The 17,455-nt window shown below is 70.2% G+C and carries 16 protein-coding genes; 7 read left to right on the top strand and 9 right to left on the bottom strand.

Annotation, left to right across the window (positions count from 1 at the left end; all coding sequences use genetic code 11):
• Window positions 1–2: 2 nt before the first annotated feature.
• The gene (locus tag ACF08N_RS18380) at window positions 3–1,421 is read right to left on the bottom strand and encodes a family 2B encapsulin nanocompartment shell protein (protein WP_392325652.1); all 1,419 of its coding nucleotides are present in this window, start codon (window positions 1,419–1,421) and stop codon (window positions 3–5) included.
• A gap of 148 nt (window positions 1,422–1,569) precedes the next feature.
• Between ACF08N_RS18380 and ACF08N_RS18385 the strand changes: the two genes are divergently transcribed.
• Window positions 1,570–2,514, top strand: coding sequence for a 1-aminocyclopropane-1-carboxylate deaminase/D-cysteine desulfhydrase (locus tag ACF08N_RS18385; RefSeq protein ID WP_392325653.1), 945 nt, complete (start codon window positions 1,570–1,572; stop codon window positions 2,512–2,514).
• On the opposite strand, the gene ACF08N_RS18390 is transcribed toward ACF08N_RS18385, so the two are convergent.
• The gene (locus ACF08N_RS18390; RefSeq protein ID WP_392325654.1) at window positions 2,496–4,091 is read right to left on the bottom strand and encodes a Na+/H+ antiporter; all 1,596 of its coding nucleotides are present in this window, start codon (window positions 4,089–4,091) and stop codon (window positions 2,496–2,498) included. The genes ACF08N_RS18385 and ACF08N_RS18390 overlap by 19 nt on opposite strands.
• A gap of 43 nt (window positions 4,092–4,134) precedes the next feature.
• On the opposite strand from ACF08N_RS18390, the gene ACF08N_RS18395 reads away from it, so the two are divergent.
• The 3 genes from ACF08N_RS18395 to ACF08N_RS18405 all read left to right on the top strand — a co-directional run bounded on the left by ACF08N_RS18395 (window position 4,135) and on the right by ACF08N_RS18405 (window position 6,023).
• Window positions 4,135–4,395, top strand: coding sequence for a UBP-type zinc finger domain-containing protein (locus ACF08N_RS18395; RefSeq protein WP_392325655.1), 261 nt, complete (start codon window positions 4,135–4,137; stop codon window positions 4,393–4,395).
• Window positions 4,396–4,641: 246 nt separating this feature from the next.
• Window positions 4,642–5,055, top strand: a complete 414-nt coding sequence (locus ACF08N_RS18400; protein ID WP_018845530.1) for an anti-sigma regulatory factor — start codon at window positions 4,642–4,644, stop codon at window positions 5,053–5,055.
• 23 nt (window positions 5,056–5,078) lie between these two features.
• A complete protein-coding gene (locus ACF08N_RS18405; RefSeq protein WP_392325656.1) occupies window positions 5,079–6,023 on the top strand; it encodes an RNA polymerase sigma factor SigF in 945 nt (314 codons plus the stop codon).
• Between the two features lie 69 nt (window positions 6,024–6,092).
• On the opposite strand, the gene ACF08N_RS18410 is transcribed toward ACF08N_RS18405, so the two are convergent.
• On the bottom strand, window positions 6,093–6,503 hold the full coding sequence (locus ACF08N_RS18410; RefSeq protein WP_392325657.1) for a hypothetical protein: 411 nt from the start codon (window positions 6,501–6,503) through the stop codon (window positions 6,093–6,095).
• A gap of 70 nt (window positions 6,504–6,573) precedes the next feature.
• On the opposite strand from ACF08N_RS18410, the gene ACF08N_RS18415 reads away from it, so the two are divergent.
• Window positions 6,574–7,542 carry a diacylglycerol/lipid kinase family protein gene (locus tag ACF08N_RS18415; RefSeq protein ID WP_392325658.1) on the top strand — a complete coding sequence of 323 codons (969 nt, stop codon included), beginning with the start codon at window positions 6,574–6,576 and terminating at the stop codon, window positions 7,540–7,542.
• A 318-nt stretch (window positions 7,543–7,860) separates the two neighbouring features.
• Window positions 7,861–8,118, top strand: coding sequence for a WhiB family transcriptional regulator (locus ACF08N_RS18420; RefSeq protein WP_003953983.1), 258 nt, complete (start codon window positions 7,861–7,863; stop codon window positions 8,116–8,118).
• 221 nt (window positions 8,119–8,339) lie between these two features.
• Here ACF08N_RS18420 and ACF08N_RS18425 read toward each other — a convergent pair whose 3' ends face one another.
• The 6 genes from ACF08N_RS18425 to ACF08N_RS18450 all read right to left on the bottom strand — a co-directional run bounded on the left by ACF08N_RS18425 (window position 8,340) and on the right by ACF08N_RS18450 (window position 16,121).
• Window positions 8,340–9,815, bottom strand: a complete 1,476-nt coding sequence (locus ACF08N_RS18425; protein WP_392325705.1) for a sensor histidine kinase — start codon at window positions 9,813–9,815, stop codon at window positions 8,340–8,342.
• Between the two features lie 297 nt (window positions 9,816–10,112).
• Window positions 10,113–11,189: an SIS domain-containing protein gene (locus tag ACF08N_RS18430; RefSeq protein ID WP_392325659.1), complete on the bottom strand. Its 1,077-nt coding sequence runs from the start codon at window positions 11,187–11,189 to the stop codon at window positions 10,113–10,115.
• Window positions 11,190–11,281: 92 nt separating this feature from the next.
• Complete coding sequence (locus tag ACF08N_RS18435) at window positions 11,282–12,829, bottom strand: glycoside hydrolase family 3 protein (RefSeq protein ID WP_392325660.1); 1,548 nt, start codon at window positions 12,827–12,829, stop codon at window positions 11,282–11,284.
• Between the two features lie 9 nt (window positions 12,830–12,838).
• On the bottom strand, window positions 12,839–13,705 hold the full coding sequence (locus tag ACF08N_RS18440) for a carbohydrate ABC transporter permease (RefSeq protein ID WP_392325661.1): 867 nt from the start codon (window positions 13,703–13,705) through the stop codon (window positions 12,839–12,841).
• A complete protein-coding gene (locus ACF08N_RS18445) occupies window positions 13,702–14,697 on the bottom strand; it encodes a carbohydrate ABC transporter permease (RefSeq protein WP_392325662.1) in 996 nt (331 codons plus the stop codon). Before ACF08N_RS18445 ends, ACF08N_RS18440 begins: the two co-directional genes overlap by 4 nt.
• Window positions 14,698–14,819: 122 nt before the next feature.
• Window positions 14,820–16,121 (bottom strand): sugar ABC transporter substrate-binding protein, encoded by a 1,302-nt coding sequence (locus ACF08N_RS18450; RefSeq protein ID WP_392325663.1) that lies wholly within the window; start codon window positions 16,119–16,121, stop codon window positions 14,820–14,822.
• Window positions 16,122–16,602: 481 nt separating this feature from the next.
• Here ACF08N_RS18450 and ACF08N_RS18455 point away from each other — a divergent pair, with 481 nt between their 5' ends.
• Window positions 16,603–17,370 (top strand): GntR family transcriptional regulator, encoded by a 768-nt coding sequence (locus tag ACF08N_RS18455; protein ID WP_392325664.1) that lies wholly within the window; start codon window positions 16,603–16,605, stop codon window positions 17,368–17,370.
• The last annotated feature ends 85 nt before the right edge of the window (window positions 17,371–17,455 follow it).

The following is a 17,455-nucleotide window of genomic DNA, read 5'->3' on the forward strand; positions in this document are numbered from 1 at the left end:
GGTCAGCGCCAGCGGCTCACCTCCACGTTCTCCAGGACGCCGAGGGCGTCGGGGACGAGGACGGCGGCCGAGTAGTAGGCCGTCACCAGGTACGAGATGATCGCCTGCTCGTCGATGCCCATGAAACGCACGGACAGACTGGGCTCGATCTCGTCCGGGATGCCGGTCTGGTGCAGTCCGATGACGCCCTGGTCGGCCTCGCCCGTACGCATGCAGATGATGGACGTCGTGCGGGCGTCCGAGATCGGAATCTTGTTGCACGGGAAGATCGGCACGCCGCGCCAGGCCGGCACCTGGTGGCCGCCGATCTCGACACTGCCGGGGACCAGTCCCCGCTTGTTGCACTCGCGCCCGAAGGCGGCGATGGCGCGCGGGTGGGCGAGGAAGAGCTTCGAACCGCGCCGCCGCGACAGCAACTCGTCCATGTCGTCCGGGCTCGGCACGCCGTCGTGCGGCTGCAGCCGCTGGCCGTAGTCGCAGTTGTTGAGGAGGCCGAACTCACGGTTGTTGACCAGCTCGTGCTCCTGGCGCTCGCGCAGCGCCTCCACCGTCAGCCTGAGCTGCTGCTCGGTCTGGTTCATCGGCTGGTTGTAGAGGTCGGCGACCCGGCTGTGCACCTTCAGCACGGTCTGCGCGACGCTCAGTTCGTACTCACGGGGGGCCGCGTCGTAGTCGACGTAGGTGTGCGGGACGACGGCCTCGCCGACATGGCCCGCGGACAGGTCGATCGCCGCCTCGCCGTACTTGTTGGTCCGCTGCCGGGGCAGTGCGGCAAGGCTCGCCAGGTGCGTGCGCAGCGACTCCGCGCGGTCCGCGAGGTTGAGCACGTCGTCCCTTGTCAGCACGAGCACCGTGCAGTTCGTGGCCGCGCGTGCGGTGTAGCGCCAGACGGCCTCGCGGTCGGTGAGCGACTGGTCGCCGAAGTAGGCCCCGTCCGCGAGGACCTCGACCACGGCCTCGTCCCCGTAGGGCCCTTCGCCGATCTGCTCGACCCGGCCGTGTGCCAGCAGGTAGATCCGGTCCGCCGCCTCCCCGCCGGTGGCCAGCACCTCTCCGGGCGCGAACTCCCGCTGCTCGCACCGCTGCGCCAGCTCCGTGAGCGCCGCCTCGTCGCCGAAGTCGCGCAGCGCCGGCAGCTCGCCCAGCTCGGCGGGGATGACCGCGACCCGGTCGCCCGTCTGCACGAAGGTCACCCTTCCGTCGCCGACCGAGTAGCTCAGGCGGCGGTTCACGCGGTACGTACCGCCCTGCACCTGCACCCAGGGCAGCATGCGCAGCAGCCACCGGGAGGTGATCTCCTGCATCTGCGGGGCGGACTTGGTGGTGGTCGCGAGATTCCGCGCGGCGGCGGTGCCGAGACTCTGCTGAGGCCCCTGCTCGCGCACATCCTCGCCAACGGAACCTACCGAACCGACCGTCATGTGACTCCCTCTCGATCATGGATCTGACCTTCGGGAGAAAGGCTTCCACTACATTGCGTCATCGCACCATTACACAAATGAGTGGGACTGGATCGCCCCGCCCGGGGCAGTGGCCGGATCGGCTCGCACACCTGGCGACAATGAAGGGGTGAACCGGGAAACGTCCGACCTCGCCGCCGCGCTGCGGCCCCGGCTGCCCTCACCGCTGCAGCCCGTGGAGGACGAGCGTTTCGAGCGGCACGGCGTGCGGCTGCTGCTCAAGCGTGACGACCTGATCCACCCCGACCTGCCCGGCAACAAGTGGCGCAAGCTCGCCCCGAATCTCCGCGCCGCGGCCGGCCGGCCGGTGCTCACCTTCGGCGGCGCCTACTCCAACCATCTGCGCGCGACTGCCGCGGCGGGGCGGCTGCTCGGCTTCCCCACGATCGGTGTCGTACGGGGTGACGAACTGGCCAGGCGGCCGCTGAATCCCTCGCTGAGCCGCTGTGCGGCCGACGGCATGCGGCTGCTGTTCGCCGACCGTGCCGCGTACCGCGCCAAGGGCGACCCCGACATGCTCGCACGGTTCCTGCGCGACGCCGGCGCCGCGGCCGACGACGTGTACGTGGTCCCCGAGGGCGGCAGCAACGCCCTTGCCGCGCAGGGCTGCACGGAGCTCGGCCGCGAACTGCGCGATCATGACGAGCACATCGATGTCGTGGCCGTCGCCTGCGGCACGGGCGGCACGCTCGCCGGTCTGGCCGCCGGCCTCGGCGAGGGGCAGCGCGCCATCGGCTTCCCCGTCCTGCGCGGCGGCTTCCTGGGCGAGGCGATACGCACCCTTCAGCACGAGGCGTTCGGCGGCCCGGCCGGTGGCTGGTCGCTCGACGACCGCTTCCACTTCGGCGGTTACGCCCGTACGAGCCCCGGGCTCGACGCGTTCGCCCGGGACTTCGAGGAGCGGCACGGGCTTTCCGTGGAGCGTCTCTATGTCGCCAAGGCTCTTTACGGACTGGGCGTGCTCGCCGCCGAGGGCGCCTTCCCCGCCGGCAGTACGGTCGTGGCCGTGGTCACCGGCCGGGACCACGGGTCGGCTCAGGCCTCCTCGCGATAGGCCGCCGCCTCCTCCAGGTCCAGCCGGCGCAGCAGGGTGCGCATCATCTCGTCGTCGATCCGGCGCCGGTTGCGCAGCTCGACGAAGACGTCACGTTCCGCGGCGATCATCTCCCGTGCCAGGCGCCGGTAGGTGTCGTCGGCGGACTCCCCGGTGATCTCGTTGACGGTGCCGAGCCGCTCCCACACGGCGTTGCGCCGCCGCTCCAGCACGGTGCGCAGCCGGTCGGCCAGCGGCTGCGGCAGGGCGTTGCGCTCGTCCGCCAGCAGCTCCTCCAGCCGCCGCTCGGCCGCCGCGGACGCCTCGCTCTGCGCCTGGGCCTCGGCCAGAGTCTCGGCGTACACGTCCCGTCCGGGCAGTTCCACGGCGCGGATCAGCGCCGGGAGGGTCAGCCCCTGCACCACCAGGGTGCCGATCACCGTGGTGAAGGTGAGGAACAGGACGAGGTTGCGGGCGGGGAAGGGCTCGTCGTCCGCGATCGTCAGCGGGATGGAGAACGCGATCGCGAGCGACACCACCCCGCGCATGCCGGCCCAGCCCACGACCAGCGGCGCCGTCCAGGTGGTGTCCGGCTCCCGCTCCCTGATCCGCTTCGACAGCATGCGGGGCAGGAAGGTCGCCGGATAGACCCAGACGAACCGCACGACCACGACGGTGACGAAGACCCCGGCGGCGTACCAGAGCGCCTCCCCGACGCCGTACTCCCCGAGCTCCTCCACCACGATCGCCAGCTGGAGCCCGATCAGCGCGAAGACGACGGACTCCAGCACGAAGGAGACCATCTTCCACACCGCCTCCTCCTGGAGCCGGGTCGCGAAATCGACCTGCGAGGAGTGGTGGCCCAGGTAGAGGGCGACGACGACCACCGCGAGCACGCCGGAGGCGTGGACCTGCTCGGCGGCGGCGTACGCGATGAAGGGGATGAGCAGCGACAGTGTGTTCTGCAGGAGCGGTTCCCGCAGACGCGTGCGCAGCCAGTGGATGGGGATCATCAGGACCAGTCCCACGCCGATGCCGCCGAGCGAGGCGAGCGCGAACTCCCCGAGGCCCCCGGCCCAGCTGGCGCCCGCGCCGATCGCGGCGGCGAGCGCCACCTTGTACGCGGTGATCGCGGTGGCATCGTTCACCAAGGATTCACCCTGGAGGATCGTGGTGATGCGGTGGGGCAGCCCGAGCCTGCGGGCGATGGCCGTCGCGGCGACGGCGTCCGGCGGTGCGACGACCGCGCCGAGCACCAGCGCGGCGGTCAGCGGCAGGTCGGGCACGAACAGGTACGCGAGGTAGCCGACGGCCAAAGTCGCGAAGAGGACGTAGCCGACGGAGAGCAGTGCGACCGGGCGGATGTTGGCGCGCAGGTCGAGGTAGGAGCTGTCCAGGGCGGCGGTGTGCAGCAGCGGGGGCAGCAGCAGCGGCAGCACGATGTGCGGGTCGAGGTGGTAGTCGGGCACGCCCGGCACGTACGAGGCGATCAGCCCCACCGCCACCAGCAGCAGCGGGGCCGGGACCGGGGTCCGGCGGGCGGCGCCCGCGACCGCGGCGCTCGCGGCGATGAGTCCCACCAGTGGCAATGCTTCCATCACACCGACCTTGTGTCGTCGCCTGCGTCGTAACCTGGCCATCATGAGCGAGTGCGCACATGTAGCAGAACTGCCACGGCCCGAGCCGGTGCCGTTGAGCGAGACCTGCCCGGAGTGTCTGGCGGTGGGCAGCCACCCCGTCCAGCTGCGACTGTGTCTGGTCTGCGGCCACGTGGGATGCTGCGACTCGTCGCCGATGCAGCACGCGAGCGCGCACTTCCGCGAGACGGCGCATGCGGTGATGCGCAGCTTCGAGCCGGGGCAGAAGTGGCGGTGGTGCTTCGTCGACGGTTCGATCGTCTGACGCGTGGGTACGTCAACCATCCCCTGGTTCCGCGCAATTGGGTCGCGCAGACCTCTAGCCACTGTCCGTACTCATATGCTTACCATGAGTGACAGTTATCAGCTCGGGGGTCCCCGGCGACACGGCACCATGGATCGCGATAGCGTCGCCAGGCCAGTACCGGCTACGTAATCGACTACGTACCGCATGGCCGCGGGTCCTTTGGCCCGTGGCCCAGAAAGAGCTTGTGCCACCTTGGAGGTGAGGGTGTCCCAGATCGCAGGCGAGCCCGGGACTCAGGACTTCGTGGAAGTCCGGCTGCCGGCTGCGGGTGCCTACCTGTCCGTGTTGCGTACGGCCACGGCCGGTCTCGCAGCGCGCTTGGACTTCACCCTCGACGAGATCGAGGATCTGCGGATCGCGGTCGACGAGGCGTGCGCGATCCTGCTCCAGCAGGCCGTTCCCGGGTCCGTCCTGAGCTGCGTGTTCCGGCTCGTCGACGACTCGCTGGAGGTCACGGTCTCGGCACCCACGACCGACGGCCGCGCCCCGGAGCGCGACACGTTCGCCTGGACGGTGCTCTCGGCACTGGCCGGCAAGGTCGACTCCTCGGTCGCCGATGACCGTACTGTCTCCATCAGCCTGTACAAACAGCGCGGCGCGGGACCCGGGCCGGCGTGAGCAACGGAAACGGGGTTGGTCCGATGCGGGAGGACGAGGAGCGTGCCCCCCGGGTGCTGAGCGCGTCGGCCGGCATCCCGGAGCAGCACGCACGGCCGCACCCGGTGGTGGACGAGCCCGACGGCCGGACGGCCTCGGCGGAGCAGGCGCGGGCAGATCAGGCGGACCGTATGAGCGAGCACGAGCACGGGCACGAGCGGCATCATCACGACCCCCACGACCGCAGCGGGGCACGGGCGATGTTCATAGAGCTGCGCAAGCTGCCCGAGGGGGCGCCCGAGCGGGCGGAGCTGCGCAACCAGCTCGTGCGGATGCACCTGCCGCTCGTCGAGCATCTCGCGCGGCGCTTCCGCAACCGCGGCGAGCCGCTGGACGACCTCACGCAGGTCGCCACGATCGGGCTGATCAAGTCGGTGGACCGGTTCGACCCGGAGCGCGGTGTCGAGTTCTCGACCTACGCGACGCCGACGGTGGTGGGCGAGATCAAGCGCCACTTCCGCGACAAGGGCTGGGCGGTCCGGGTGCCGCGCCGGCTGCAGGAGCTGCGGCTCGCCCTGACCACGGCGACCGCGGAGCTCTCCCAGCAGCACGGCCGCTCCCCCACGGTCCACGAGCTGGCCGAGCGCCTCGGCATCTCGGAGGAAGAGGTCCTGGAGGGCCTGGAGTCGGCGAACGCGTACTCCACGCTGTCCCTGGACGTGCCCGACACGGACGACGAGTCTCCGGCGGTGGCGGACACGCTGGGCGCGGAGGACGAGGCGCTGGAGGGCGTCGAGTACCGCGAGTCGCTCAAACCGCTGCTGGAGGACCTGCCGCCGCGGGAGAAGCGCATCCTGCTGCTCCGCTTCTTCGGCAACATGACGCAGTCGCAGATCGCGCAGGAGGTGGGCATCTCGCAGATGCACGTCTCGCGGCTGCTGGCGCGGACGCTGGCACAGCTGCGGGAGAAGCTGCTCGTCGAGGAGTAGCGGAGCAGCGGACCGGGCCGCGCCCACGGACGCGGCCCCCCAGCGGTGCGCGGCGGTGTGCGGCGGGCGTCAGTCGCGGGCCACGCCGATGCCCAGGGCCCGGGCCGTGGTCGGGTTGACCAGCAGCACCAGGCCCGTCACGGCCACCGCCGCCAGCACGATGCCGAGCGGGATCAGCGCCCCGGAGGCGCGCAGCAGGGTCCAGGCCGGGATCAGGGCGATCAGCTGCGTGATGAGGGCCGGCCCGCGGCTCCAGGAGCGGCGGCGCAGCAGCCCGCGGGCGGCCAGCAACGGGATCACGGCGAGTGCGATGAGCGTCACACCGCCCGTCTCCGCCTGGGAAGGGCTGTCGGGCCGGCCGAGCAGGCCCATCACAAGCATGTAGGTGCCCCCGCCGGCGAGCGCCAGCCCCTCGGCGGCGCACACGGCGGCGGCGGCCGTCAGACGGGCGGGGCGGGGGGCGGTGGGGTCGCTGCTCACCCCTGCAGGGTAGCCGTCACCGGAAGCCCGGGACTGGGCCAGGTACCCCGCGGTAGGTACGCTGCTTCGCATGCGCGCACTTCTCGTGGTCAATCCGGCAGCAACCACCACCAGTGCCCGCACACGCGACGTGCTGATCCACGCGCTCGCCAGCGAGATGAAGCTCGAGGCGGTGTCCACCGAGTACCGGGGGCATGCCCGTGACCTCGGGCGCCGGGCCGCGGAGTCGGACGACATAGATCTCGTCGTGGCACTCGGCGGCGACGGCACGGTCAACGAGGTCGTCAACGGACTGCTCCACCACGGCCCCGATCCCGACCGGCTGCCCCGCCTGGCCGTCGTCCCCGGGGGCTCCACGAACGTCTTCGCCCGCGCCCTCGGGCTGCCGAACGACGCGGTCGAGGCGACGGGCGCCATCCTGGACGCGCTGCGCGACCGGACCGAGCGGACGGTCGGTCTGGGGCTGGCCGCCGGCACCCCGGGCACGGAGGACGAGGGTGTGCCGCGGCGCTGGTTCACCTTCTGCGCCGGCTTCGGGTTCGACGCCGGGGTCGTCGGCCGGGTCGAACAGCAGCGGGAACGCGGCAGACGCTCCACGCACGCGCTCTACATCCGGCAGGTACTCCGCCAGTTCCTCGACGAGCCCAACCGCCGGCGCGGCACGATCACTCTGGAGCAGCCTGGCACGGATCCGGTGACGGACCTCGTGCTGTCCATAGTCTGCAACACGTCCCCCTGGACCTACCTGGGCAATCGCCCCGTGTACGCGTCCCCGCGGGCCTCCTTCGACACCGCTCTCGACGTGCTCGCACTCTCCCGGCTGTCGACGCCGGCCGTGGCCCGTTACGCGACCCAGCTGCTGACCTCGACCCCTGATCGCGGTCCGCACGGCAAGCACGCCGTCACGCTCCATGATCAGACCGACTTCACCTTGCATTCAAAGGTCCCGCTGCCCTTCCAGATGGACGGCGACCACCTGGGGCTCCGCACGAGCGTGACGTTCACAGGCGTACGCCGTGCACTGCGTGTGATTGTGTGAGCGGAACGCGCGAAAGTCCTTTATCTCGAACGTATGGGCTGCCATCCACCCCATAGAAGTACGGCTGTGACCTAGTCGACACCGAGGAATCAAAAAAAACTTTCCGGAAGGGGTTGTATCCGCCGCCGAGGTTTGCGAATCTCTACATGGCGATCGGGACGGCCCGCAACATCGGCCCCACAGACCGCCGGAACCCCTCCACGAATCCAGGACCCAACGCCGGGCAACTGGCGATCGGCCCTTCCCTTGCGGGGGGATTCGTGAAAGCGTTCACATTCACAAGCAACCCGCATGTCTTACCAAGGAGAGGTAGCAGCCATGGACTGGCGTCACAACGCCGTTTGCCGCGAGGAAGACCCCGAGCTCTTCTTCCCCATCGGCAACACCGGTCCTGCGCTGCTGCAGATCGAGGAAGCCAAGGCCGTCTGCCGCCGCTGCCCCGTCATGGAGCAGTGTCTGCAGTGGGCGCTCGAGTCCGGCCAGGACTCCGGCGTCTGGGGTGGCCTCAGCGAGGACGAGCGTCGCGCCATGAAGCGCCGTGCCGCTCGCAACCGGGCGCGTAACGCCAGCGCCTGACGCCCCCTGCTACGAGCCTGAGCCGGCGGCGCGTGCAGCGAGCACGCACTCACCGCCTTCGAGCCGCAGCGCGCAGTACCCCCGATGCGCATCGCGAATGCGAGCAACGAGCTTCGAGCCCCGGACCGTGTCACACGGTCCGGGGCTCTTCGCTGTGCCGGGCTCTTCGCTGTGCCGGGCTCTTCGCTGTTCTGGGGGCTGCCCCTGTGCTCGGGGCGGCTCTAGCGCTTGTCGGACACGGGGATGTCGAGGACGACGCGGGTGCCGCGGGACGGCTCGGGGACCGGCAGCATGTCGAAGCTGCCGCCCAGCTCGCCCTCGACCAGGGTCCGGACGATCTGCAGCCCCAGGTTGCCCGCGCTCTTCGGGTCGAAGCCCTCGGGCAGGCCCCGGCCGTCGTCCTGGACGGTGATCAGCAGGCGGGCGTTCTCCGCGAGGGTGCCGCCGCGGACCGCGGACACCTCGACCGAGCCGTGCTCGCCCGGTGCGAAGGCGTGCTCCAGGGCGTTCTGCAGCACCTCGGTGAGCACCATGGACAGCGGGGTCGCGGTCTCGGCGTCGAGGATGCCGAAGCGGCCCGTGCGCCGGCAGTCGACCTTGCCCGGGGAGATCTCGGCGACCATCGCGATCACCCGGTCGGCGATCTCGTCGAACTCGACACGCTCGTCCAGATTCTGGGACAGCGTCTCATGCACGATGGCGATCGAACCGACGCGCCGGACCGCCTCGTTGAGTGCCTCCCGGCCCCGCACGGAGTCCATGCGCCGGGCCTGGAGGCGCAACAGGGCCGCCACGGTCTGGAGGTTGTTCTTCACCCGGTGGTGGATCTCCCGGATGGTCGCGTCCTTGGTGATCAACTCCCGCTCGCGGCGCCGCAGTTCCGTGACGTCGCGCAGCAGGACCAGGGAACCTATGCGTACGCCCTTGGGCTTGAGCGGGATGGCGCGCAGCTGGATGACGCCGCCGTTGCCCTCGACCTCGAACTCGCGGGGCGCGTATCCGCTGGCCAGCTTGACCAGCGCCTCGTCGACCGGGCCGCGGGAGGGGGCCAGTTCGGCGGTGACCTGGCCGAGGTGCTGCCCGACGAGGTCGGAGGCGAGGCCGAGCCGGTGGTAGGCGGACAGGCCGTTGGGGCTCGCGTACTGCACGATGCCGTCGGCGTCGAGCCGGATCAGGCCGTCGCCCACCCGCGGCGACGCGTCCATCTCGACCTGCTCGCCGGGGTAAGGGAAGGATCCGGCCGCGATCATCTGCGCGAGGTCGGAGGCGGACTGGAGGTAGGTGAGCTCCAGCCGCGAGGGCGTGCGCACGGTGAGCAGATTGGTGTTGCGGGCGATGACGCCGAGGACGCGGCCCTCACGGCGCACGGGGATGGACTCGACCCGCACGGGCACCTCCTCGCGCCACTCCGGGTCGCCCTCACGCACGATGCGGCCCTCGTCCAGCGCGGCGTCGAGCAGGGGCCGGCGGCCGCGGGGCACGAGGTGGCCGACCATGTCGTCCTGGTAGGAGGTGGGGCCGGTGTTGGGCCGCATCTGGGCGACGGACACATAGCGGGTGCCGTCACGGGTGGGGACCCACAGGACGAGGTCGGCGAAGGACAGGTCGGAGAGCAGCTGCCACTCCGAGACCAGCAGATGGAGCCACTCGAGGTCGGACTCACTCAGAGCGGTGTGCTGGTGGACGAGATCGTTCATGGAGGGCACGTCTGCGAGGGTACCCGCGGGCCGCGGCGCCGTGACGGGACCCTCAACCCGTCCGGCACCGCAGCCCGGAGTTGCCCGGCCGGCAGGTGTGCGGTCCCGCGCGGCCGTGTGGAGGTCTCGGCGCAGTCAGGGCAGAGAGTGCCGGACCTCGTTTCCACCCTCCTGTGCGGGGAGGGCGGAGGCTTTCTGTCGTTCATTGTGGACTAGACCACTAGGGCTGTCCATGCATCAGCCGAGTTTAGTTCCCGCGCCATACTTATGCACCGGTCAAAAGGGACGGGCTCCGGTTCAGCGCGTTTCCGTGACCTTGGCCAGCGCCCGGGGCGCGTCCGGGTCCTGGCCGCGGGCGATCGTCACCTCGTACGCCATCAGCTGGAGCGGCAGGATCTCCAGGATCGGCTGGAGCTCCTCGGGGACGCCCTCGGTCGGCAGCACGAACCCCGCGGACGCCGCCTCCACCTGGGGTGCCGGGCCCACCACGAACAGGTCGGCGCCGCGGCCGCGCAGCCGGTCGAGCACCGGCTGGAGGGCCTCGCCGCCCTTGCCGCTGGTGACCACGGCGATGACCGGGGAGATGTTGTCGACCATCGCCAGCGGCCCGTGCAGCAGATCGGCTCCGGAGTACGCCAGCGCCGGGATGTAGCTCGTCTCCATGAGCTTGAGCGCCGCCTCCTTCGCCGTGGGGTAGCCGTAGCCCCGGGACGTGATGACCATGCGCTCGGCGAAGCGGTAGCGGGCCGCCAGGGCGCGGATCTCGTCCTGGCGGCCGAGGATGTGCCGGGCGAGCTCCGGCAGCGCCTTGGCGGCCGACGTGTCGCCCCCGCGCAGGCCCTCCACGAACAGGTAGAGGGCCAGCAGCGACGCGGTGTACGTCTTGGTGGCCGGCAGCGCCTTCTCCGGGCCCGCCATGATGTCGATGTGGTACTCGGAGACCGCCGCGAGCGGCGAGTCCGGATTGTTGGTGACCGCGAGCGTGATCGCGCCCGCCTCGCGGGCCGCCTTGGTCGACGCCACCAGGTCCGGCGAGCCGCCCGACTGACTGACGGTGACGACCAGCACGTCGGTGAGGTCGGGCCGGGCGCCGTAGGCGGTCGTGGTGGACATGGAGGTCAGTCCGCACGGCAGCCCGAGCCGGATCTCCAGCAGGTACTTGGCGTACAGCGCCGCGTTGTCCGACGTCCCGCGGGCGGTCAGCAGTACGAAGCGCGGCCGGCGGGCCGCGACCTCGGCCGCCACCTCGCGGATCCGCGGCGCGCCCTCGTCGAGGATGCGCCGCAGGACCGCGGGCTGCTGTGCCATCTCGCCGGACATGATCCGGCCGGGGTGCTCGTGCTCGCTGTGCTCGGCCGACGTCGTGGCGGACATGCCGGGTGCCTCCATCAGAGCGGGCGGTTCAGTTGACGGGTCGGGCGCCCGGGGCTCCCGGCGCTCGCCCGGCACAGCACGGTCCGCTGCGGTCAGACCCCGGCGCCCTTGCCGGCGACGACCTCAGCGGCGGCGCGTCCGCAGACGCGGGCGGCGCCGCGGGTCGCGATGTGCAGGGCCCCCCTCGGCGGGGCCGCGTCGACGCCCATCTCGACCACGACCGTGTCGGGGCGGGCCTCGATCAGGGCGTCCAGAGCGGCTGCCATCCAGGGGTGGCGGTGGACGTCGCGCACCACAGCGACGATCCTACGGTCCGCCGCAGCGGCCAGCACGTCTGCCACCAGAGCGGACGTTCCGGTCCGGCTCGTGTACGTGCCGGTGGTGGTGCCGGGCAGCAGGGCGGCCAGTTCGGCCGCGACGCCCCAGGGCGTCTCGTCCCCGACGGCGATGTTGGCGACCGGAGTGAGGGCGGCGACGTAGGCCGCGGCGGTGACCGGTCCGTACGGCCGCTCCCCCGCGGTGACCCGCACCGCGCGCCGCGCGGCGACGAGGCCGATCTCCGTGCCGGAGCCGGGCGCGGTCCCCTCCTGTGAAGCCGCGCCCGGCTCTGCTGCAGCCCCCCTGGCCCGGCGCGTCCAGTCGGCGAGGGCGCGCACACGCGCCGCCGCGTCGGCCAGCCGCTCCTCGGGCAGGTCGCCGTCCCGTACCGCTGTGACCAGCGCGTCGCGCAGTCGCAGTACGGTCTCCTCGTCGGCCAGGCCGCCGCCGACGCAGATCGCGTCGGCACCCGCGGCGATCGCGCGGACCGAGCCGCGCTCGATGCCGTACGTGGACGAGATGGCCTGCATCTCCATGCCGTCCGTGACGATCAGGCCCTGGTAGCCCAGCTCTTCGCGCAGCAGACCGGTGAGGATCTGCGGGCTCAGGGTCGCGGGACGGTTGGGATCGAGCGCGGGCAGCAGGATATGCGCGCTCATCACCGCTTTGGAACCCGCCGCGATCGCCGCGCGGAAAGGCACCAGCTCACGGGCGTGCAGTGTGGCGAGGTCCACATCGATCCGGGGCAGCGCGTGGTGCGAATCGACATTGGTGTCGCCGTGCCCGGGGAAGTGTTTCGTGCAGGCGGCGACTCCGGCGGACTGGAGTCCTTCGACGTACGCCACGGTGTGCCGGGCGGCGAGTTCGGTCCCGGCACCGAAGGACCGCACGCCGATGACCGGGTTGTCAGGGTTCGAGTTGATATCAGCGGAGGGCGCCCAGTTGAGGTCGACGCCGCACTCGGCCAGCCGCCGGCCCAGCTCGCGGGCCACGGCGCGGGTGAGGTCCACGTCGTCCACCGAGCCGAGCGCGTAGTTGCCGGGGAAGGAGGAACCGGTGCGGACCTCCAGCCGGGTGACGTCACCGCCTTCCTCGTCGATGGCGACGAGGACGTCCTCGCGCTCGGCCCGCAACCGGGCGGTGAGCGCCGCCAGCTGACCGGGCGTGGCGATGTTGCGGCCGAACAGTCCGACGGCGGACAGTCCTTCGCCGATCCGGCGCAGCAGCCAGTCCGGCGCGGTGGTGCCGGTGAAGCCGGGCTGGAGGACGGTGAGGGCGTCGCGGGTGAGGGTGTCGGATGATCCCCGTACGAGAGTCGTCATGAGGCGGCGTTATCCCTTCACTGCGCCCGAGGTGAGTCCCGCCGCCATCTTCTTCTGGATGACCATGAAGAAGGCCACGACGGGAATGGCGATGAGCGTCGAGGCGGCCATCAGCGCGCCGTAGTCCACACCGCGCGAGGTGGTGAAGTTCGCCAGCCACACGTTGAGGGTGTACTTGTCGTTGTCCTGCAGCACGATGTACGCGAGCAGGTACTCGTTCCAGGCGTTGATCAGCGAGTAGATGGACGCGGCCGCCAGGCCCGGCGCCAGCAGCGGGAAGACGACCCGCCAGAAGGCGCCCATCTGGCTGCAGCCGTCCACCATCGCGGACTCCTCCAGCTCCTTCGGGATGTTGATCACGAAGCCGCGGATCATCCAGGTCGCGAACGGCAGCGTGGAGACGAGGTAGATGACGATGACGCCCCAGTACTCGTTCAGCGCGCCCAGGTCGTTGAGCTGCAGGTAGATCGGGATGAGCATGGCGGTCGGCGGCAGCAGCTGGACCAGGATCAGCACGATCATGAAGAGCTTGCGGCCGGCGAACCGGAAGCGGCCGATGGCGTACGCCGCGATGGTCGCCATCACCATCGCCCCGACGACCGCGGTGACGCAGATGATCAGGCTGGACTGGACGGCGGTGCCGAAGTTGGCCTGGTCCATCGCGCGGCCGAAGTTGTCGAACGTGATCGACGACGGCCACAGGGTCTGGTCGTAGCTGCGGATCTCGGCGTTCGGGCGCAGGGCGCTGATGACCAGCCAGTACACCGGGAAGATCATGACCACGAAGGTCAGCAGCCCGACGGCGTTGTAGGCGTGCCTGCTCTTCTTCCTGCGGTCGGGGCGGATTGCCTTCGGGGCGGAGCTGAGGGCGCTCACTCGACCTCTCCGATCTTGAGCAGCTGGCGCAGGTAGTAGACGGCCACGCCGGACAGCAGGAGCACCGTGATCAGGGAGATGGCGGCGCCCTGGCTGAAGGAGTTGGACTCGAAGGCCTTGTTGAAGGCGTAGAGGCCGAGCACCTCGTACTCGGGCTCGGGCTTGGTTCCGCGCATCAGCCAGACCTGGCCGAGGACATTGAAGTCCCAGATGACGGACAGCGTGGCCACCATCTGGAACACCGGCTTGATGACCGGGAAGACCACGTAGCGGAAGTTGCCGAACGCGCCGACGCCGTCGATCGCGGCCGCCTCCTCCAGCTCCCTGGGGACCTGGGTGAGCGCGGCGTACAGCGTGATGGCGACGAAGGGGATCGCGCCCCAGACGACGACGGCGCCGATGACGAGGAAGCCCTGCTTGTGGTCGATGAACCAGTTGTGGCCCTGGAAGTCCAGGCCCAGGTACTTCGACAGGACCATATTGGCGACGCCGTAGTCCGAGTCGGCGAACCAGCGGAAGATCGAGGCCGCGACCATCAGCGGGATGGACCATGCGGCGATCAGCGCGGCGGTGAGCAGCAGCCTGACCCAGGTGGACATGCGCTGCATCATCAGGGCGACGGCGAGCCCCGCCGCGAGCGTGGTGACCACACAGGCAACCATGAACACGACGGTGAGGACGACCGAGTCCCAGAAGGCGCCGTCCCGGAAGATGTTGCTGAACTGCTCGAAGCCGACCCAGGGGGCCGGTTCACCCGTCCAGAGCTCCTTGCGGCCGACGTCCTGGAAGGACATGATCGCCGTCTTGACCAGCGGCCACACGAAGACCGCGGCGATCGCGACGATGGTCGGACCGATGAGCAGATACGGCAGCAGCGCACCGGCCTTGCGGGACCTGGGCGCCTGACCCTGCGGCTGCTGGGTGCCGATCCCCTCCGGGTGCCGCGGTACGGGCACCACCGGGTCGGCTGCTTTGATGTCGGCGGCACTCATGGGTGCTGGGCCTTCCGTTCGGACGTACGGGCCGGGAGGTACCGGAGTGCGGGGGTGGCGCCCCGTGCCGGGGCACGGGGCGCCACCCCCGCGGTGAGCTCAACGCTGCGGGAAGTCCGGTGTCAGGACTGCTCGTTGATCAGCTTGTCGATCTCCTCGTCGGCCTTCTTCGTGGCTTCCTCGACCGACGCGCCCTTGATGATGTCCAGCAGCATCAGCTCCAGGACCTCCTTCTTCTCGATCGCGGCCCAGCCCGGCGCGATCGGGGTGAACCAGGCGTCCGGCACCGCGGCCGCGATCGCCGCGGTCTCCGGCTTGGCCTTGAGCGGCTCCAGCTGCTTGGTGTTGTTCGGCAGGATGTTCTTGGCGGCCAGGACCTCCTGCGACTTGGCGCTGGTGAACATCGAGATCCACTCCTCGCCGAGGTCCTGGACCTTGGACTTGGAGATGGTGGCGAGGTCGGAGCCGCCGATGAAGGACGGCAGCGCCTTGCCGTTCGGGCCGGGCATGCCCGCGGTGAGGATCTTGTCCTTGAGCTCGGCGTTCCCGTTGCCCGCCGGGTCGGTGACGCTGCCGGCCTCCCAGCCGTTGCCGTAGAGCAGCGCGGCCTTCTCGTTGGCCATGACGTTGGCGTGGTCCTGCTCGTCCTTCGTCTTGTCGCCGTGGTTGTACTTGGTCACCAGGTCGACGAAGTGCTTGATGCCCTTCTGCGCCTCGGGCGTGGACAGAGCGGCCTTCCACTCCTTCTTGCCCTCGTCGTAGGTGGCGATCTCGCCGCCGTACGCGGCGACGTAGGACATGGCGGCGTACCAGTAGCGGCCGGGCAGGTAGAGCGGCGAGAACGCCTTGTCCTTGCCGTACTTCGCCTGGACCTTGTCGAGGGCGGCGGTCAGCTCGGCCTCGGTGGTGGGCAGGGTCTCGGTCCCCGCGCCCGCCTTGAACATGTCCTTGTTGTAGATGGCCACGCGCGCACCGGCGTAGTACGGCACGCAGTACTGCTTGCCCTCGTAGGTGCAGGTGTCCTTGAGGCCGCCGATCCAGGTGTCCGAGTTCTCGTACTTCTTCGGGTCGATCTCGCCGAGGGCGCCGTTGAGGATGTACGTCATCGTCTCGGTGTTGCCGAGCTCGACCACGTCCGGGAACTTGTCGCCGGAGAGCGCGGCGTCGAGCTTCTTGGTCTTGTCCGCCCACTGCTGGTACTGGACGTTGACCTTCACGCCCGGGTACTTGGCGTTGAACTGGGCGTTGACGTCCTTCACCAGCTCGGGCCACGTGGACTGCGCGTCGACCATCAGCCAGACGGTCAGCGTCTCCTTGCGGTCCTTCGGGTTCTTGGCCGACTCGGCCCCGCCGTCCGAGCCGCACGCCGCGACCGACGCCATCATGGCCGCCACACCCACCGCTGCTACGAGATTGCGCTTCACGCCACCCTCCTCAAGGGATGCAAGAGTCCCCCCCACCACCCGGGAGTCGCGCAGCACTTGACGGTGGCGCGCCGGATTCTGCCCTGGGGCCGGGATCTGATCTTTAATGGTTTAGACCAGTACCGGGAGCTTGGCCTAGACCTTTAGGGGTGTCAAGGGTGTATAAGAAGGGCAGTCGGGTCCGTTATCGGACCGACACCTGAGGGAGGGCGACGACCCGTGACCGGTCCGTGCCACCATGTGAGCCGCTAGGTCCTGTCCGGTCGATCAGGCCGGATCAGCGAGCGGGGTCTGGTGCGTGCGATCGCAAGGCGGAGGATTGAGTCGACGCGGAGCGTCGGCGAATGACGACAACGCAGCGAGCGTGCGCACCAGGGCACGCGAGCCCGGCAAGATCGGCCGGACAGGGCCTGGGTCCGGACAGGGCCTGGAGACGGAGGAGCCGGTGACGGCAGGAGCGCAGCAGTCGGGAAGGCGGGTCATGACCACGGACGGGGCCGGCACCGAAGCCGAGAGCGGGGCAGCAGGCACCCGTACCGCGCGCGTGCCCAAGTACTACCGGCTGAAGCGGCACTTGCTCGACATGACCGAGACACTGCCGCCCGGCACCCCGGTGCCGCCTGAGCGCACACTCGCCGCCGAGTTCGACACGTCCCGCACGACCGTGCGGCAGGCGCTCCAGGAGCTCGTCGTCGAGGGGCGGCTGGAGCGCATCCAGGGCAAGGGCACCTTCGTCGCCAAGCCCAAGGTCTCCCAGGCGCTCCAGCTCACCTCGTACACCGAGGACATGCGGGCCCAGGGCCTGGAACCCACGTCCCAGCTGCTGGACATCGGGTACGTCACAGCCGACGACACCCTCGCCGGGCTGCTCGACATCTCGACGGGCGGGCGGGTGCTGCGCATCGAGCGCCTGCGGCTGGCCAGCGGCGAGCCCATGGCGATCGAGACCACGCACCTGTCGGCCAAGCGCTTCCCCGCGCTGCGCCGCTCGCTCGTCAAGTACACCTCGCTCTACACCGCCCTCGCGGAGGTCTACGACGTCCATCTCGCCGAGGCCGAGGAGACGATCGAGACGTCGCTCGCCACGCCGCGCGAGGCGGGCCTGCTCGGCACGGACGTGGGCCTGCCGATGCTGATGCTCTCGCGCCACTCGCTGGACGCCCAGGGCGAACCGGTGGAGTGGGTGCGCTCGGTGTACCGCGGCGACCGCTACAAGTTCGTGGCGAGGCTCAAGCGGCCGAACGACTGACGCGGACCCCAGGCCCGGAACCGGCCGGGGGTCCGGGGGTTGCCCCCGGGAAAGCACAGCGTGGCGAGGCTCAAGCGGCCGAACG

Source organism: Streptomyces sp. NPDC015127 (assembly GCF_043080095.1).
Classification (GTDB): Bacteria; Actinomycetota; Actinomycetes; order Streptomycetales; family Streptomycetaceae; genus Streptomyces.